The 17,079-nt window shown below is 62.0% G+C and carries 19 protein-coding genes and 2 pseudogenes; 11 read left to right on the top strand and 10 right to left on the bottom strand.

Going from position 1 to position 17,079, the window contains the following annotated elements; genetic code table 11:
* The first annotated feature begins 447 nt into the window (after positions 1-447).
* Positions 448-1,176, top strand: a complete 729-nt coding sequence (locus tag B1A87_RS07405; RefSeq protein WP_078029483.1) for a VIT family protein — start codon at positions 448-450, stop codon at positions 1,174-1,176.
* Positions 1,177-1,591: 415 nt separating this feature from the next.
* Here the strand turns inward: B1A87_RS07405 and B1A87_RS07400 are convergent, their stop codons facing one another.
* Both B1A87_RS07400 and B1A87_RS07395 read right to left on the bottom strand, forming a co-directional pair.
* The gene (locus B1A87_RS07400; RefSeq protein WP_260680740.1) at positions 1,592-3,250 is read right to left on the bottom strand and encodes a Na+/H+ antiporter; all 1,659 of its coding nucleotides are present in this window, start codon (positions 3,248-3,250) and stop codon (positions 1,592-1,594) included.
* 302 nt (positions 3,251-3,552) lie between these two features.
* Positions 3,553-4,785, bottom strand: a complete 1,233-nt coding sequence (locus tag B1A87_RS07395; protein WP_260680739.1) for an alkaline phosphatase family protein — start codon at positions 4,783-4,785, stop codon at positions 3,553-3,555.
* Between the two features lie 288 nt (positions 4,786-5,073).
* Here B1A87_RS07395 and B1A87_RS07390 point away from each other — a divergent pair, with 288 nt between their 5' ends.
* The 4 genes and pseudogenes from B1A87_RS07390 (at position 5,074) to B1A87_RS07380 (ending at position 6,632) form a co-directional block, all read left to right on the top strand.
* A complete protein-coding gene (locus B1A87_RS07390) occupies positions 5,074-5,637 on the top strand; it encodes a VTT domain-containing protein (RefSeq protein WP_260680738.1) in 564 nt (187 codons plus the stop codon).
* A 205-nt stretch (positions 5,638-5,842) separates the two neighbouring features.
* A pseudogene (locus tag B1A87_RS24920) lies at positions 5,843-6,103 on the top strand (tyrosine-type recombinase/integrase); the annotation flags it as partial.
* Entirely contained in the window at positions 6,090-6,302 is a 213-nt protein-coding gene (locus B1A87_RS23255) for a hypothetical protein (protein ID WP_221937553.1), read from the top strand. The pseudogene B1A87_RS24920 and the gene B1A87_RS23255, both read left to right, overlap by 14 nt.
* A 99-nt stretch (positions 6,303-6,401) precedes the next feature.
* Positions 6,402-6,632, top strand: coding sequence for a response regulator transcription factor (locus tag B1A87_RS07380; protein WP_078029485.1), 231 nt, complete (start codon positions 6,402-6,404; stop codon positions 6,630-6,632).
* Between the two features lie 524 nt (positions 6,633-7,156).
* Here B1A87_RS07380 and B1A87_RS07375 read toward each other — a convergent pair.
* The 5 genes from B1A87_RS07375 to B1A87_RS07355 form a co-directional block, all read right to left on the bottom strand.
* On the bottom strand, positions 7,157-7,399 hold the full coding sequence (locus B1A87_RS07375) for a hypothetical protein (protein WP_078029486.1): 243 nt from the start codon (positions 7,397-7,399) through the stop codon (positions 7,157-7,159).
* Between the two features lie 239 nt (positions 7,400-7,638).
* Positions 7,639-8,055, bottom strand: coding sequence for an STAS/SEC14 domain-containing protein (locus B1A87_RS07370; RefSeq protein ID WP_078029487.1), 417 nt, complete (start codon positions 8,053-8,055; stop codon positions 7,639-7,641).
* A gap of 162 nt (positions 8,056-8,217) precedes the next feature.
* Complete coding sequence (locus B1A87_RS07365) at positions 8,218-8,538, bottom strand: Lsr2 family protein (protein WP_078029488.1); 321 nt, start codon at positions 8,536-8,538, stop codon at positions 8,218-8,220.
* Between the two features lie 103 nt (positions 8,539-8,641).
* The gene (locus B1A87_RS07360) at positions 8,642-8,863 is read right to left on the bottom strand and encodes a response regulator transcription factor (RefSeq protein WP_185982273.1); all 222 of its coding nucleotides are present in this window, start codon (positions 8,861-8,863) and stop codon (positions 8,642-8,644) included.
* 283 nt (positions 8,864-9,146) lie between these two features.
* The gene (locus tag B1A87_RS07355) at positions 9,147-9,377 is read right to left on the bottom strand and encodes a hypothetical protein (RefSeq protein WP_078029490.1); all 231 of its coding nucleotides are present in this window, start codon (positions 9,375-9,377) and stop codon (positions 9,147-9,149) included.
* A gap of 299 nt (positions 9,378-9,676) precedes the next feature.
* On the opposite strand from B1A87_RS07355, the gene B1A87_RS07350 reads away from it, so the two are divergent.
* The 6 genes from B1A87_RS07350 (at position 9,677) to B1A87_RS07325 (ending at position 15,759) form a co-directional block, all read left to right on the top strand.
* A complete protein-coding gene (locus B1A87_RS07350; RefSeq protein ID WP_260680737.1) occupies positions 9,677-10,171 on the top strand; it encodes a hypothetical protein in 495 nt (164 codons plus the stop codon).
* A 277-nt stretch (positions 10,172-10,448) separates the two neighbouring features.
* On the top strand, positions 10,449-10,790 hold the full coding sequence (locus B1A87_RS07345; protein ID WP_078029492.1) for a hypothetical protein: 342 nt from the start codon (positions 10,449-10,451) through the stop codon (positions 10,788-10,790).
* Positions 10,791-11,102: 312 nt separating this feature from the next.
* Positions 11,103-12,161 carry an EAL domain-containing protein gene (locus tag B1A87_RS07340; protein WP_185982272.1) on the top strand — a complete coding sequence of 353 codons (1,059 nt, stop codon included), beginning with the start codon at positions 11,103-11,105 and terminating at the stop codon, positions 12,159-12,161.
* Positions 12,162-13,191: 1,030 nt separating this feature from the next.
* Positions 13,192-14,040: a hypothetical protein gene (locus tag B1A87_RS07335; RefSeq protein ID WP_139362906.1), complete on the top strand. Its 849-nt coding sequence runs from the start codon at positions 13,192-13,194 to the stop codon at positions 14,038-14,040.
* Between the two features lie 466 nt (positions 14,041-14,506).
* A complete protein-coding gene (locus B1A87_RS07330; RefSeq protein WP_078029495.1) occupies positions 14,507-15,088 on the top strand; it encodes a recombinase family protein in 582 nt (193 codons plus the stop codon).
* Positions 15,089-15,492: 404 nt separating this feature from the next.
* Positions 15,493-15,759: a GlsB/YeaQ/YmgE family stress response membrane protein gene (locus B1A87_RS07325; RefSeq protein WP_078029496.1), complete on the top strand. Its 267-nt coding sequence runs from the start codon at positions 15,493-15,495 to the stop codon at positions 15,757-15,759.
* 65 nt (positions 15,760-15,824) lie between these two features.
* Here B1A87_RS07325 and B1A87_RS22905 read toward each other — a convergent pair whose 3' ends face one another.
* From B1A87_RS22905 to B1A87_RS07320, 3 genes and pseudogenes are all read right to left on the bottom strand, one after another.
* Complete coding sequence (locus B1A87_RS22905; protein WP_185982271.1) at positions 15,825-15,998, bottom strand: hypothetical protein; 174 nt, start codon at positions 15,996-15,998, stop codon at positions 15,825-15,827.
* A 19-nt stretch (positions 15,999-16,017) separates the two neighbouring features.
* Positions 16,018-16,158, bottom strand: a pseudogene (locus B1A87_RS24915) (three-helix bundle dimerization domain-containing protein); the annotation flags it as partial.
* Between the two features lie 278 nt (positions 16,159-16,436).
* Positions 16,437-16,652: a hypothetical protein gene (locus B1A87_RS07320; protein ID WP_078029497.1), complete on the bottom strand. Its 216-nt coding sequence runs from the start codon at positions 16,650-16,652 to the stop codon at positions 16,437-16,439.
* Positions 16,653-17,079: the final 427 nt, after the last annotated feature.

The raw sequence follows: 17,079 nt of genomic DNA, 5'->3' as shown, positions 1-17,079 counted from the left end.
AGCCGTTGATTTTTCCCTAGACAGTGGCCCGTCCGCTCCGACCAGCGTCCCTCCGGCCGATAGAGCAGCGCAACAGCGCATCGACTGGTTCTCTCCGCAGAACCTTCGTGTCACGCCATGGTTGCGGTAATGACGGAGTGCAGGCAGCTTCTGACATTCCGTGCCGACGGCTTCTGAAAATGACAGAGAAATGGCGACACCCCAAGAGATTTCGTCCCATAACTATCCTGATTTAGACGTGCCACAGAGATAGCGTGGTGGACGCAACGGGAGGCTCCCGATCAGCTTTCCGCTGTCCCGATTGCTCAAAGACACCGAGATGTTCATCCCGCCGTGGAGATGCCGTTCAGTGCTCGTGTATGCTGCCAGCTGAGGATTTTCGGCGGGGAGCTATGCAGACCGCCGCCGGGTCTTTCTGAGCGCGGTCCTTGGTGGGATTCTGGTGGCATGGCAGAACTAGGACCGGTCCACCAGCACGAGAATGAGCCGCACCGCGGGGACCTTTCTTCGCGATTGAACTGGCTGCGTGCCGGCGTCCTGGGAGCCAATGACGGTATCGTCTCTGTCGCAGCAATCGTGGTCGGCGTCGCCGGCGCAACAACACAGACCGGTCCGATCCTCACAGCGGGCATGGCCGGTTTGGTCGGGGGAGCCGTGTCCATGGCCCTGGGAGAGTACGTCTCGGTCAGCAGCCAAAGTGACAGCCAGCGGGCCGTGATCGAGAAGGAACGCCGGGAGCTGGCCGAGCAGCCCGAGGCCGAATTGGCCGAACTGGCAGCCATCTATGTAGGGAAGGGACTCAACCCTGAAACGGCCCGCCGGGTCGCCGAAGAACTTATGGACCACGACGCCCTCGCTGCACACCTGTCCGCGGAGCTGAACATTGACGAAGCCGACGTTGTCAGTCCGTGGAACGCTGCCCTGGCGTCGGCGGTCAGTTTCCTCATAGGCGGCGTTCTGCCGCTTTTCGCCATCCTGTTGCCGCCTGACTTGTGGCGGGTTCCGGTGACGTTCGCAGTGGTGCTCATTGCCCTGGCGCTGACCGGAAGCCTCGGCGCGTATATCGGCGGCGGTTCCAAGACGAAGGCCGGCTCCCGGGTGGTTATCGGCGGGGCGCTGGCCTTGGCTGCGACATTTGGGATCGGCCGGTTGCTCGGGGCCTCCGGCATCGTCTAATTGACGCTGACGCTCGGCGTCGTCCTGTCGAAGCTGGAGATCAACCAGGGTTCCCAGGGGTCGGTGTTTCACGTGCGAGAAAGTTCCCGCTGATCCGTCCTCCACCGCGACGCATGCTGGCCGTTCCAGTCAAATCCCGTGTAGAGACGGGTCTGTAATTTTCAGAGCTATTCGGCAGCTTTTTCAGCTGATACTTGGCAGAGGCGGAGGTGTGACAACTGTGCGAACTGTCTGGGACTTCCATTCAATCCAGACAGGCCCAGCTGACATGAAACGGCCCACACTCCCCAAGTCGCCGAATCTATGAGGAGTTGTCTTTCGAATGAAGCGGGGAACGAGAAACTCGGTCTGGCTGAAATGAACACCTTGCGAAGGCAAAAAGGCGACTAGGCGCGCAGGCCTCAGGGGAACGGGCTCAGTCGACGGCTTCGCGCCGGGAGAGGTGTACCTCCTCGGCGTCGAGTGCGGCCTGTACCTGGCGGAGTACGGTGTCGTCAATGCGGCCTTCGTCGCGGAGCCTGATCACGGTCCTGCGCTTTTGGGCGAGCAGCGCCAGCCGCAACGCCGTGTAGTGCTGGTCGTGCCGCAAGGCCAGATCGTCTTCGGCGACGGCGCCGGCGCGGTTCGCGCGCAGGACGCGCATGTGGTCCTCGTACTCGTGGCGCATTCGTTCCACGACGTCCGGGTGAGTGCTGAGTCCTGCGGCGATCTGCGGCATCGCGTTCAGTGCCTCCTCGGCAGCGACCGTTTCGGCGAGCTGGCGTTCTTGCTCGATGTGCGTGTCGCGGGGCAGCCGTGCCCAGCGCACGACGCCCGGTATCAGGAGCCCCTGCACGACCAGGGTGACCACGATGACTCCGGCGGTTATGAAGATGATCATGTGGCGGGCAGGGAAGGGGCCACCGGAGGCAACAGTTTGCGGTATTGCGAGGGCCGCGGCGAGCGAGACTGCGCCCCGGAAGCCGGCTACTCCGCTGACAACCCGTGCTCGGTTGCTGACGCGGCGCTCGTGCTGCTGTGGCCGCCGGTCCAGAAGGCGGGTCAGGTACGTGGATGCAAACAAGAAGACAAACCGCATGCCGATGACGACCGCTGAGACGACGATGACGAGTATTAGTCCACGTGCGAGGTCGAAGCTGGGTAGGCCGCTGACTGCCGAGTGCAGCTCCAGCCCTACGAGCACGAACAGCGCGCAGTTGATCAGGAACGTGGAAGGTGACAAGAATGCCTGGGCTTGCCGCCGGGTGTCAGCGCGGACAACCCGGGGACCGATCTGGCTCATCATGAGCCCGCTGACTACAACGGCGAGTACGCCGGAGGCGTGGATCGTCTCGGCGAGAAGGACCGCCGTGAAGGGGGTCAGGATGGTGACGACGTTCCCCAGCAGCGCGTCGTCCAGGCGCCGCCGGACCTGCACTCCCATCCAGGCGGTCACGGCGCCGAGCAATGCTCCGCCGCCGTAAGCCACAAGGAACAGCCATGAAACTTCAGGCGCACTGAGTTGCTCCTCGCCGATCGTGATACCGACGGCCACGCCGTAGATGACAAAGGCGGTGCCATCATTGATCAGGCTTTCGGCGCGCAACAGGGTTAGATCGCGGTGCGGCAGCGCCCGGGCGAGCATACCGACAGCGGTCGCGTCGGTCGGCGCGATCGCCGCTCCGAGAACCCAGGCCGGCCCCCACGCCACCCCGACAGCGTGGGCCACGACCGCCACGACCCCGGCCGTGGTAAACACCAGCGTCGTGCCCATCAGGACAATGTCGCGCAGATTGCTCCTGATCTCCCGCAGAGATGTTGTCAGGCTCTCCCAGTAAAGGAGCACCGGCAGGAAGATGAACAGCACAACCTCCGACGGCAGCTGTACTTCGCGAAGTGATGGGAGAAATCCCACCAGTGCACCGCTGATGAGCAGAAGTACGGGCGAGGCTATCCGGAATCGGCGTCCGACCATGCTGCACACCAGCACCGCCACGCCCAGGAGCACGACCAGTTCAAGACCGAGCACGATCAGCTTCCTGTCCAACAGACCCCCGGGGTTCGACCACGAGGCAACCAACACACTTTCGTTCATAATGCATGCTCTGTGCCGCTTGCACGAGCCAAAAATCTATCGGCCGGGGAGCGTCTGAATTATGGTGGATCCGGTGTTGGCCAGGCACTCCCCACCTTGACAGACAAATCCGCGTCCCATTGGGGCATACGCCAGCAGGACGTCAGGCCGGTGCCGCCAACGGTGTCCGAGCGAGGTGGCCGGATCAGCGTGTGTCTCCAGCTGGGCTCGCGCGTTTCAGATCTCAGCCTGACTGTCCTCTCTGACCTCTTGGGGCCACGAAGCGGCGGGGTGCTCCCGCAGGAGCATCGGCTGCGTCGCGTTTAGGATCGTGCGTTGAACGCGTCGGGGCCGAAGGTGTTGATCCCGGGGGCGCCGGCGTAACCGAGGCGGGGCAGGGAGAAGATGTCCTCGATGCTGCCCAGCAGGCTGTAGTGATTGTAAGCAACGGTTGATGTCGTCCCGCCCTTGGTGAAGGGAGAGAGGATCAGGGCGCCGATTTTTCCGCCGTCGGTTCCTCCGGCCACCCCGGACGGGCCGGTGGTGTGGCCTTCGGATTCGTCGAAGGTGATCACCAGCACCCCGTCCTGTTTGAAGGCCGCGGAGTCCAGGATGGCCGGGACGTGCTGGCGCAGCCAGGCGTCGGCGGTTTCCAGGCCGCCGGGGCGTCCGTCCGCGCAGGGGCTGTCGTGCCCGTCGTTGCACAGGTTCGGGGTGATGTAAGACAGGTTCGGGGTTGTCGCTACGGATTTCAGGTCACCGGCGAGCCGGTCGAGATTGACCACGTTCCTGGCGCAGTCCGGGCTCGCGGTGATCGATTCGAAGTAGACGAACGGGTTGTGCCGGGTGGCGTACTGGTCGGTGGATGTGGCCTTCTGGTGGTTATCCTCGGCGCCGGGGTCCGGGTGCTGGCAGGGTGTGGCCATGTCCTCCATGTAGCCCTTCCAGGTTTTGCCGGCTGCGCTCAGCTGCCCAGCCACCGTGGGCACCGAGGCCGGATAGACGCAGCCGGTGCCCTGCACCTGGCCCAGGGAAGCCGTGCCGGTTACTGTGAACGGAGTGTACGTGGGACAGTCGTCGCGGGTCATCTGGTTGGATGACTGGCCGGAGATCTGGGCGAGGTAGTTGGGGTTGGAGTTGTGGGCGATGCCGTAGTAATTGGTGAGCAGCACTCCCTGGGAGCGGAGGGTTCCGGACAGGTAGGGCGCGGGGGAGTTCTTGCCCCAGGTCGTGTAGTAGCCCTTGTTCTCCAGGTTAATGACGAAGACATGGCCCGGCTTTCCGCCTGCCTGTTGACCGCTCTGCTGGGCGTCGTGGGATGCGGTGCCCGTGGGGCCTGCGGCAGGGGACTGGCTTGACGGCGGACCGGCCGAGGGGGACGTCGTTTCCGAAGGAGTTGATGTTGCTGTGGGAGAACCGGTTGTCGCCGACGGGGCACTGGTCGCCGGGGGTGCCGGGTTACAGGCCGACAATGCCAGCGCCAGGGCCGCCGTCAGTATCATTGCCCGGGCCCGAGCGGTGACGCGTTTCCGGTGGCCGAGTGTGTTCTTGCGCATCTGTCCCGGCTTTCTCGTGGCCCGGCCTCGTGCCCAGGGTGTGCCTAAGAATATGCCACGCATGCCCCGGGCCGGCAGGGGCTTACCTGCCGGTTTCCTGTGAACCTGCACCGGCCGGAATTCATTCATCCGGATGGCCGCGAAACGGGGATAGGGTGGGCTCATGCGTCCCGTGGCGGTCACCGCAGTCCTGACCGTCCGGCCGATCACCGGAGTACTGCCAACGTGGATGGACCCGAACGTGTTCCTGCGCGATCCTGGCGTCGCGCCCGGGGTCATTGTGGTGGTGTGCGCGTTCCTGTTCATCGAAACGGCATTCTGGTCGGGTTTTTCCTGCCCGGGGATTCGCTGCTGTTCACCGCGGGCCTCCTCGTCGCCACCGGCACGGTGCACGTGAACATCGTGCTTCTGGGCGCCGCCGCCTTCGTGGCGGCGTTCGCCGGCGACCAGACAGGGTACCTGATAGGACGGAAGGCCGGCCCGGCCGTGTTCAACAAACCAGACTCCCGCCTGTTCCGCAACGAATACGCAGACAAGGCCCATGGGTTCTTTGAAGAATACGGTCGCCGGTCAGTGATCTTGGCCCGCTTCGTTCCGATCGTGCGGACGTTCCTTCCCGTCACAGCCGGGGTGGCCGGGATGCGGTACCGGACGTTTATGGCGTTTAACGCGATCGGCGCCCTGCTCTGGGGTGTGGGCGTTCCGCTGGTCGGGTTTTGGCTGGGCAGGTACGAGTGGACCGGGGCGAACATTGGTCTGACTTTTATCCTGATCGTGCTGGTCTCCGTGGTCCCGATCGGACTCGAGCTGCTCAAGAGCAGACGCGCAAAGGCCGCTCGCAGGGATGCCTGACGCGGGGCGGAGGGCAGCGCCGGGACTGCGGCGGTCCTGTGACGCCGGGCCCGGTGTTTCTTAGGGAATGCCGTGCCCGGCCGCCCAGCTGTCGATGAGTCAGAACACTCTCGGTAACCGGACAGGCCTATGATCACATGCGTTCCTTGGCGCGAAGTGGAAGCAAGCCGATCGCCCTGGCCCTGGAGCACCCCGAGCTGGCCGGTCGCCGGTTACCTCGCACGACGTCCGCCGTCTATTCGCCACCGACCTCGTCAACCACGGTCTGCCGATCTACATCGGCGCCGCACTCCTCGGGCACCTCGATGTACAGACGACCCACGGCTACGTCACAGTGTTCCCAGGGCACGTCATCCGGCACTACCAGATCCACCTCGCAGTCGAGCTTGGCAACTGCGGGCGACCCTACGCCACCCCGTGCGAGCACGAGCATTGCCTGCATCCGCTGCCCCATGCTTCAGGTTGACCCTGGCATGATCGGCCGCCTTGACGAGATCAATACCGACCTCATTGCCCGACGCGGACTCGCCGAGACACAGGGCTGGCTAGGGGAGCTGGAGGGTATCGACGTGACCCTGCAGTTCCTCCAAGACAAGCGTGCCGGCTCACAGCGACTCGCCAGCCTCAGCCCGACCATTCTCGGCATCCCAGCTATCCGCAAGTGAAAAGTGAAGATTGGTGGATGACCGCCGCCCACGCCCGGTCCCGTGACGGCCGTGGCGACCGCTGCCGGGCCGGGTCCCTGCTGCGCCTGGACTTCGGGTATGTCCAGAATCCTGGTAATTGAGGACGACGAAACGATTGGCGCGGTCCTGGTGTCCGCGCTCAGTGCCAACGGCTACAGCGTGCAATGGCAGTTGAGCGGCGGCGGGTTGGTCCAGGCCGCAGCGGGCGGGCCTGATCTGGTGCTGTTGGATCTGGGGTTGCCGGGGCGGTTTCGGTGTCTGCCGGGCCCCAAATGGCAGCTTGCGCGTGTGACTTCTGGGACGCGCTGACACTTAGAACGGGCATAGGACCCCTGCGCACCATCTGCTGATGGTTCAAAACTAAATACGAGGGGCATGGCCATTACCGGAATCCGGCCAAGGACTTTGCGCGGAGGATCGGGAGCGCGGCGGCACCGGCGAGCACCGCCCAGGCCCACAGCAGCGGGATGGTCCGGTCAGGGCGCCGATAGCGGCTCTTTCGCAGTTTGGTTTGGCGGTTCTGGCTGATTCCTAGGACGAATGCCGCAGGTTGCAGCTTTCGAAGATGGATGGCGGCGTTCTTTCCTAAGCTACTGGCCCCGGAGTTGGCGGTCGAGTTGTCACGGCAGCATACCGATGCAGATGGGCCGCCGGAGCGAATGTTGGGGGCTTGACCCTATGTCCGTGCGGTCGGTTCGCTGCCGTGCTTCAAATGCGCCCAGAGGCGGTCGCGCTCGGGTCCCGTAACGAGGGTGGCGTCCAAGGTGCCATCCCGTATCGAAGCGGGAGTCGCAAGTGGTGAAGTGGCCGGTCAGCAACTCCTCCACGGCGAATCACTCGGGACTGTAGTCCTCGTCGACATCCTCGTCCTTCCCATCGGCCCAATGCACCTGGTTCCGCATGCACTCGAGCTTGGACCAGAAGAAGGGGAATGAGCGCATGGGGGTGACCGAGGTTGTCACCCACCCTTTGATCTCGCCGTTCAACGACAGCTGCCACACTGCATCACGAAACGGATCCAGACGCGCACCCGTCGGCCAATCCGTTTCGTCGAACCACGTGTCGAACCATCCCATCGTTTAGTTGTAGCAGCCCGGGTATCTCGGGCGGAGAAACATCCACGATCGTGTTGGCCGTCAGCAGTGGCTAAAACGACCGTTTCTGACTTGTTGTCCGCGTCATAGGTCAAGCTGTGACTGTTAGCGGAGAATGGCGGTTAAATCGCAGTTCAAGATGGCGGTCTTCGAGGTTCCGTTGGCGTTAAACGGATGATCAGCGCTCCAGTCGTCGGCCCGGCCGGTGGTTCGAGCCAGTGTCATTCGCGGTCCCGGCGAAGCCACGTTATGGCTTCCTGTGAGGACGTGAAGTACCTGATGGGGAACGGCAGGGGGATCATCCGCAAAACGAAAAGGGCGATCACGTAATCCACCGGGGATGACCCCAGCAGCGCGATCCGGGAAACGCGCGAGGGTGATGGAAAGATCCTCCTGGCAGCCCGCGAGAAATTTACCCCTTGAACATGGATGAGCATCGGAAGGCTGGCGCCCTGGCCCAAAGCGTCGATGGCACCCAGTGCGGCGTGAGCCTCGTCCGGCCCTATCGTCTCGCCTGCTCTCCAGCGCAGCCGCAGGAATCCGTCAGTGAGATCCATGGTGCCCTTATCGGCAATGTCGAGACTGCGCATCCGGTCCTCATCCTCGGAGTTTTTGTATCCGCCCTGACAGTAGTTCATGACCTAGCCGATAGGTGACAAGGCAAAGCCTTTTGCCCCTGGTCGCGTTTGGCGTTTGGTGCCGGTCTCGGCGTACAGTTGGGGCCGTAGCCCGGTATGCCCCCCAATATGCCGGGCTACGGCCTTTTAATTACCCCGGCCCTCGCGTGGTCTCTCGGCGAGCTAGTGGGCTGCCTCGTATTTCGCGGTGATTTCCCGGTTGATGGCTCCGCGGCTGTTCACGCTCAGGCCTTGCGCCTGGGCCCAGGCCCGGATCTGCGCGGACCGGCTTCTTCCGGAGGTTGGCCTGCGGGTCTTTCCCGCCGGTCCTGCCGTCCTGCGGCCTGCTGACGTATACCGGTTAATGGTTGCGCGCAGTTCCTCGGCATGAGCGGAGTTGAGATCAATTTCATAGGAATTGCCATCTATGGCAAACCGCACGGTTTCTTCGGCTGCCGACCCGTCGATGTCGTCTTCAAGAACGATGATTCTTCTAATTGCCATCAGAAAATTCTAACAGCGTTCTCCCAAGCGAATTGGGCATTGAGTGCACGTGGCGCTGCGCCACCGGAAGCCGCTGTTAATCATTCACCACCGATAGCCTGTTTTAGGGTTTTTGGAGTTGAAGCTGCAGTGCTTCGTAGATGCGTTCCTTCAAGGCACGCGGGCGGAACGGCTTGATCATGACCGCGTTGGCTCCCGCCGCGGTGACCTGTTCTGCCACATCTTCGTGCCCCGTGAGCATGAGAATGTAGACGTCGCTGAAGGCCCTTATCCGGTTGATGACTTCAAGCCCGTTGATGTCAGGAAGACCGAAATCGAGGATCACAATGTCAGGGATATTCTACGGACCGCATTGATGCCGGAGGCACCTCTTGCCGCAGTCCGGACGTCAATATCTGAAGCCTCAAGGATTGCCTGGATGAGACCGCGGACGTCCGCGTCGTCCTCAATTACAACAGCCGTTCGGGTCCCCAATATGACACATCTCCTATCGCTGCCCCAGCACCACCTTTGAGGGAACCATATCAAACATATCCAGTGGATGATTATGCCCCGTCTGGCGTGAAAAACCGGGTTAGTTGCCGTATCAGTTTGTGCGGGTTTCCACTTCAGCTCGAAATTTGTGACGCCCATTCCCTGATGTCTTCAGGTGCGAAGCGGACGCCGGGGAGGGCAGTACGCAGCCTGTCGCCGATCCTTCCTTCCACAGCGAACAACGGAAGGCCCGCGGAGTCCACAGACGTGGTGCCAAGGACTTCGTCCAGACGTGCCAGAAGGCGTGACAGGATCTCGTTGGCCTCCGCGCCAGGATCTGCATTGCCGGAGGACAGAGCGGTCATTTTCCTTCTCCTGCCTGATTGTCCGCTTCAGAGAATGCTGCGTAATCTGAGCTGGGCGTGCCCCGGTGCGAGCTCAGCGTTTGGTGTTAAGTATCGGCGAGGGAAGCGTCAGGCGTTTTCCCGAGGCGCGCGAGGGTTGCTTGTGTTCATACCCCTGGTGGGCAGGCGGGTGTAACCCGGTGGACGGCCGGATATGTGCGTGCATGAAAGCATGGGCAGACCGGATTGATGGAGCGGTGGTGCGCACAGGCCCGACTGTCCGGTGAATCAGGATTCCGAAAAAGGGCAGGTGCTTATTGGTGAGTAGCGGCGCAGAGATTTGGCGTACTGATCCACGCACGCTGCAGGATGTGGTCCTTGACCGGGAGGCAGTGGAAAGCCGGCTGGCCGGTTGCCCTCCGCTGGAGCGTGTCTGGTTCCTGACGTTGCTGGACCGGGATGATGAAGCGCTGGACGAGGGCCTGAGGTTGCTGGCGGAATCCCGGGACCGGCTCAAGCCGCTGCTGGTCACGGCCCAGGTTTATCAGCGCAGTTACCGGTGGCATGAGGCGGCGAGGCTGCAGGAGGAAGCGCTCCGGCTGGCCTGGTCCCGGGCCCGGGAAGCGATGGTCCGCCATGAGATTGGCCGGCGTCTCTTTGATGAGGCCCGGTACCGGGACGCCGCTGCCGAATTCGAATGGGCCAGCGACCTGTACCGGGTGACCGGGCGTGAGCAGTTGTCCAGGATGTCGCGGCAAGCGATGGAACGCGCCCGGCAGGCCCACGCTGCCCACCAGTTGCCAGCTCCCCGCTAGGGAACCGCAGCAAACAGCACTCAGTCAGGGCGGTCTCTCCGACCGCCCTGGAAAATTGGGCCTAATTGGTGGATATGGTGCACCGGTCTTGAGAATTCGTGGCCAGAATGGGCGAAGCGGCGTGCAGCAGCGGCGCGCGTGTCTTTAACAGAACGGAACCAGTGTGCACCACTCCCCAGGCCAGCCCACACGGCACGGGCAAACGACCGCGGCCGACCGGTCATCCTCCAGCCCAGCCGAACACGGGCATTTGACGGCAGGTGAGCCCCTGCCGATTATGGATGCCACGGTCTTGCGGATACTCGAAGAACAGGCCGGGCGCAGCGTGGCTGCGAAGTTTTTCCAGGATTACCTGGCTCTGTTGCCGGTACGCACTGGCGGCATCGTTGCCGGTATTGCAGTGGAAGACCGGGAGCGGGCACTGGATCACGCGGTGAGCCTGAGGGTAGTTTCCGCGATGATCGGCGCCCGGCAGATGGAAGAATGCGCCGGAGCGCTGGAACGGCAATTACGGCGGGGCCACACGCCCGCCATCGACGCCACTAAACGCCTGCTCTCCGCGAACATTCTCCGGATCCTCACAGAATCCCGACGCCAAGGCCTTCTGATAAGCCACTAATTCCCGTGGTGGATGCAGCATCACCCTCACGCCCAATCCACTGGAATGGGCCGGCCCTTTCCCGAAACGGAAGACAAGCGGAATCAGACAATTCCGGTCAAAATAAATACGGTCCCGGTCTTATTCCTTTCATCCAGCGGTATGGTTCTCTCAAGCCACCGCGTTCCTGTCCCTGAAAGACAGGGTGCGCGGGCCCGCTGCCGGGCTCAGCCGGCAGGCATCAACCTATAAAGGAATAAGCCGATGTGCAGGGACGAGTTTTCTCTTCCGGCCACCGGCGCAGAACAGATGCCGGATCCGGGGGGACCGGCGATGCAGCCGCCACAGGACGTGGACGGCCTGACTCTGCGCCGGCAGGTCATGGAGCTGATCGAGGACGTCCTGAACGATCCTGATCCTGACCGTGATTGGGCCAGGGCCCAGCTGCGGGACTTCCTTGCCGCGTACCCGGGGAATCCGGAGCGGGCGCTGCTGGAACACCTGGTCGCCACACGAAATCAGACTGACTTCGCCGAGGAAAACACCGCCCCCTCGGAGAAGGGCGCGGGCAGGGAAACCTCCGTGTCGGTGCCTGCCGGTCCCCGGCCCGTTCCCTTCGAACGGCGCACGAAAAAGAGAATCCAAGCCGTGCTGGGCAACAGGATGCTGCTGACGGCCTTTCAGCCCATCAGGGAACTGCCGGTAGGAAGAGTTACCGGCTTCGAGGCCCTGACGAGGTTTGTCAGCAAGGACGGGGCCAGCGCCGACACCTGGTTCAGGGAGGCCGCCGCCATCGGCCTTGGCACCGAGCTGGAACTCGCTGCTCTCCAATGCGCACTCTCCGCGGCCAGGGAAATCCCCCCGCATTTGTTCATTGCCTTCAACCTCAGCCCCACGACATTCGTCCATGCGCCCATCCGGGAGCTGCTGGAACACTCCCAGGTGGCCGTGGACAGGATCGTCGTGGACCTGACCGGACCGGCCGGAACCGGGGACTGGGAAGCCGCGGCCCGTGCCCTGGACCGGCTCCGGCGGCGCGGCCTGCGCATCGCAGTAGACGGCTCAGGCAGCGACGCGCCGACACCGGCACAGATCCTGAGCCTGCGGCCGGACATCATCAGACTCGACCGGCCCTTCATCACCGCCATCACCGCCTCGCCGTCAGGGGATAGCCATGACGTGGTCTCGCTTGCCCTCGAAGTGGGTGCCGTCCTGGCCGCTGAAGGCGTAGAAACAGAGGCAGAACTCGCCGCCGTCGTGGAAGCAGGCCTCACCGAAGGCCAGGGTTACCTGCTGGGTAGGCCCTCGGTGCATCCCCTGGACTGGTCTGCCTGGATCATTCAGGCAGAAACCGCCGCCACCAGCACCGGACCGAAAACTCAAGCTTTTTGAGTCCCGGCCCTTCTTCCCCGTTTCCCGGCGGGGAGCCAACTGACCGTCGCCCGGTTCAGCATCATCGCCAAAGGACTTGCCTACGCCGCTCATTATGACGCGGCTTCACCGTTCCCGGCATGTCAGGCTTCATAAAGCAGCCAGTTCGAAGGGTAGGCCGTCCCTCGTCCACTCTTGTTTCCGCTCGTCCACTTTTGTGTTCCGTGAGAATCCCCCCATGGCGCATCCGCCAGAAGCAGTGCCGACTAACGCGAGGTCAGTGCCAGAACCACGACTAGGGCGGTCACGATGGTGAGGATGCCGAGACCGGAGTATGCCAACCACCTCGGCCGACGGCGGTGCGGGTTGATGTCGATATACGGCAAGGCTATTTCACCATGCCAGGCTTGCTCCGCTTCTTACACCGGTGCTGGCGGCGTATCCCCCACCGGAAGAGGAAATGCGCGCACAGCAGAGACAAGAGCATGAAGCCCATCAGGGCGGCGAGGCCGACCAAGTACCGGGTGAAATCCAAAGCGGGCTTACCTTTCAATAGCAAACCTGCCGATCGTAGCTCAACCGATTAGCTATACACAGTCAAGCTCAAGGTTGGCTCAAGACAACACAACCAGCCTTCTCAAGAACGAAGGATTCTAAGTAGGGGGCCAATCGAGACTCAAGTGACTGCCATTTTTCAGCTGTGCCTCTCGCAATGCCCACATCGCACCATTTGAAGCCATCCTGGTGTCGAAGCGGCGGTCCGTGAGTACAGCCAGGCAGGGCGCCGGTCGGATAAACCGCCGCTGCTCCGAGGGCAGTCGGTGCGCCCTGTGCGGATGTCGGCCGCGCCATAAATATCAGCCGACAGTCCGCACGCGAATGGTGGATGACAAGCAGTAGCTATCAACGGACTTGTGAGATGCTCAAAACATTCCCACTTACTTCTATTCAGCGTTCCTCTTTCCCTTATCCTCAACATGACCACCTCGTGGATCGAGAATCGGTCCCAAGGCCACGGCATGCACGTCAATAACAGCCAGAAAGTGAAACTATGGAAATAACTAGGAAGCCTAAGGCACGTTCCATTGCGATCATTGCTGGTGCGGCCGTAGCAGTAGCGGCCGCGACGGCATTTTTCTTAGCGCCAAAAGGGGATTCAGCGATTGGAACAGGCGAAGCATCTTCATCTGTAGCAAGCCCCGAACAAGCTGTACTTCCTCCGGCAGATATTACTGACAGTTCGGAGTGGAAATCGCTGCCAGAGGACTTGCAGAATAAGCTGAATAAGTTGCGTGTTATGAGCCCTGCTGAGTTTGCCGTCCAAGCGAAGGAGGACAAGCTCCAGTACGGTAGCCTCCTCATGGATGTCTACCAGGACTGGGCGCTGCGCAAAGCGAAAGACAACAACTACGCCAACGAGCACCTTGCTGTAGACACCATCCCCGTCATCTCTCCGAATAATACGGGCCAGGAAATTGTCAACAACGCGGCAATTACTCGATGTGTGCAGTGGTATTCGTTGACCGTGACAAGTCGCGGCGGCCCCGGGCGGCTTTCCAGCGATCGAACAGACGCACAAAAATTGGAAGCACTCCGCGTATCCACTGAATCCAAGATCTATGCCATTGATACGGACCAGCTGATGTCTCAAACGGAGTTTAGGAACACGATGAGATGTGGCGCAGACATGATCGTCGTCAGCGAATCGCCCATCAAAGAGTCGGCAGGGGTAGTTACCAAAATAGTTCAGGGAAGTGACGAGTACCTTCATGAGACGAGCCAGGAAACTTATGAATACACGACCTTTGCGGACTATAAGGGTCAACAGCGTGCGACTTGGCTGCTTAAGAACGGGATCTCACCCACTGACCCGTCATGGATTGCCCATCTTGGGCGGTGAAGACCGGCTGAAACCTGTCATCCATTCCAAAAAATGATGAGCGCGGCGCACCAAGCGCCCGTGTGGTGGAGCCCGTTGTCCGAGCTTAGTGATCAGGTGCGCCGATTGGGTTCTCATTTTCCTGCGATGCGTGCTCTACGGCATACGACGAAGCGCCACAGACGTCGCTGACCGAACCCGTCTGGAACCATCGCCAGTGAGCCATCCGCTGGTCTCATGGTCGAGACCTCCATGACAGCCCACCCATCGGGTCGATTGAGTCATTCTCAGAAACGAAGGATTTCAAGAACAGGTTGATTTGAGAATCGTAGTGTTCGGAGCGAGCTGTTGCAAACGGGCATCTTTTTGCGGAAAACCGCCGTTGGGACGGAAAACCGAGCTCAGGGCTGGTCGTTCTCACAAATAGTTCTCAAAACTGTACAGTCGAACCAACGCACCGGACTGAGTTTTGAGAAGAGAACACCCCATGACCGCACACCGAATCGGCTACGCCCGAGTCTCCACCCCGGACCAGAACCTGGGCTTGCAGATCGACGCCCTGAAGAAGGCCGGATGCGACAAAATCTACGAAGACACGATCAGTGGCACCAAGTCTCACCGCCCCGGGCTCGATCAGGCGCTGGACACCCTGCGCGACGGTGACACCCTGGTGGTGTGGAAGCTAGACCGCCTGGGCCGGAGCGTGAAAGACCTCCTGGACTTCGCCGGCGGCCTGAACAACCGCGGCGTAGGCTTCGTCAGCCTCACCGACGCGATCGATACCACCACGGCTTCCGGGCGCTTTTTCTTCAACGTGATGGCATCCCTGGCCCAGATGGAACGGGAGCTCATGGTCGAACGCACCCAAGCCGGGCTGCTGGCCGCGCGCGAACAGGGACGGGTCGGCGGCCGCAAACGCATCATGACGGAAGCCAAGATCCGCTCAGCCCGAAAACTACTCAACCAGGGAACACCGCCCCGGGAAGTGGCCACCGGCCTCGGCGTCTCCGTCCCGACGCTCTACCGGTGGGTCCCGGCAGCAGGCCGGACGGGCGCTTCGACGCAGTAGTCGCTGCTGTTTGGTGCAGGCGACTCCTGAAAAGTGACGCTTGGTGCAGAGGACTATTGAGCGGAATGCAGGTCCGTGCAGGGGACTCGCTCTACCGCCACCAGCAAGCCCTCGCGGCACGCGGCCTGCCTTCCGTCGAGAATTCCTCGGAAACAAAACTTCGCCCCGCGGATTATCCGCCTGGAGTCTATGCGTGAGTGTGCGGTGCTCCCTGTGCGGACGCCGTGTTAAACCATTCCATGAACCCTCTGGCCGGGTTCCTAGCCGTGGTGCGCCAAGGCCCCGCCATGTCGCCGGGATGTTTTCCTCCTCGTCCGGCCCTTGCCCAATACTAAGCATGCTGATTGACTCGTTAGCGAAGCGCCAAACCGGTGCCAGATTCTCTGTTGAAAAGGAAGTGCGTCATGGGATTTCTCGCTTTTCTCCTGCTCGGTCTCATCGCGGGAGCCATTGCAAAGGCCATCCTTCCCGGAAGGCAGGGTGGTGGCTGGCTGCTCACCCTGGTCCTGGGCGTCGTCGGCGCGATCCTTGGCGGATGGATCGGTTCTCTGATCTTTGGCGGCGGCCTCGGCGACTTCTTCGATCTGCGGACTTGGCTGCTGTCGATCCTGGGCGCCATCATCGTGCTGGCGATCTTCGGTGCGGTTAGCGGGCGTCGAAGCAGGGTCTGAATGCGCCCGGCCGGGGCCGCGCCCCGGCTAAAGCACTGACTTTCACCCGGCCTGGTTGGCGGCTCCTACCGGCTGAGGCGGTGCATGATGACGTGGCCGATCCAAGCCAGCAGGCTCGTGGTTCCGGCCAGGACCAGCAGGCCCGTGAATGCGATGACCTGGGCGAGAAACATCAGGGCCGCGACTCCGAGGGTCCCTGCGTAGGTCAGGGCGAAGCCCAGAGTAGAGGGGTCGTTCACGGCGTGATTCCTGATGGGCTCAGGTCGAGGATTCCGGGGCCTCTAAGTCCGCGGGTCCGGTGCCGTACTCGTGGTGGAGTCTGTCCTTGGCGGCGTGCTCCACCAGCGTGGGGATGAACGTCTGGATCTTGGTCGTATCCAGTGAGTCGTATTCCTCCGGGACGACCCGGCTATCACGGCGCGGGGCGCGTCGGGAGGGCGCGCGACGATCAGGTCCGTGACCTTGGCGATGGTGTCTGCTTTTCCGCGTCGTCCATGTCGTTCAGTCTGAGGCCAGGGTGTGGCGGCGTCCATCAGCGCTGTCCGCTGAAGGTCAGCGGAGACCACGCGGCTGCAGCCGCGTTTCATTCCCGAGGAACTGCTCGACGCCGTGAGCGCCGAGGGCCGCTTCGGGGCGCCTACGCCCGTCGGACGTCAAGGGAACCCCTGTCTTGGCGGCTACTGGTCTGTCCCGGCGGCGTCCTCCAGCGCCGGCTGGACAAACATTGCGGCAACGACGTCGTCGCGAAGGTAGTACTGCCGTTCCTCCAGCGGTTCCAGGCTGCCGCGGACGATGTAGTAGCCGCGGCCCTCGCCGGGTCCGTCGGCAGCGCGGTCAATGGCATCGAGCAGGGCCCGGTCCAGTCGTTGGTCCGGGCCGCGCTGTTTCAGCACGGCGAGGTCCTCGGGCGACGGAGGTCATGGCGCGGTCCCTTGCCGGCACCGCTGGAACATGGGTGGTGGTTACTACAGTCGGGCCATGATCACGGCGCCTAACACCCGTCACTACGGCTTGAGAATTCATGATTGTGAAAGACGAATGGACGAGGCGTCACCCCTTCAACATGCGATGACGCGGGAAAGTCGGCCCGTCGGCTCATACTGTCGCCATGGTAATTTACGCGGCATTCCTAAGCCAGCATGTGCCGGTATCAGAAATGCCATCCGACCCCCATAACGAGGGGGGACTTTCAGCAAACTCCATGGTTTCTGCAAGGTTCCGAAACTAAATGTTAACCCCTTCCGCATGACGCCAATTCTCATCCCGACGACTCCATTAGTGGCGGACGATCAAATCCGTCAAGTGCACCGCGCGCATCCT

The organism is Arthrobacter sp. KBS0703 (assembly GCF_002008315.2).
GTDB lineage: Bacteria > Actinomycetota > Actinomycetes > Actinomycetales > Micrococcaceae > Arthrobacter.
The sequence above is the reverse complement of the archived record's forward strand: the minus strand, read 5'-3'. Positions and strand labels throughout refer to the sequence as shown.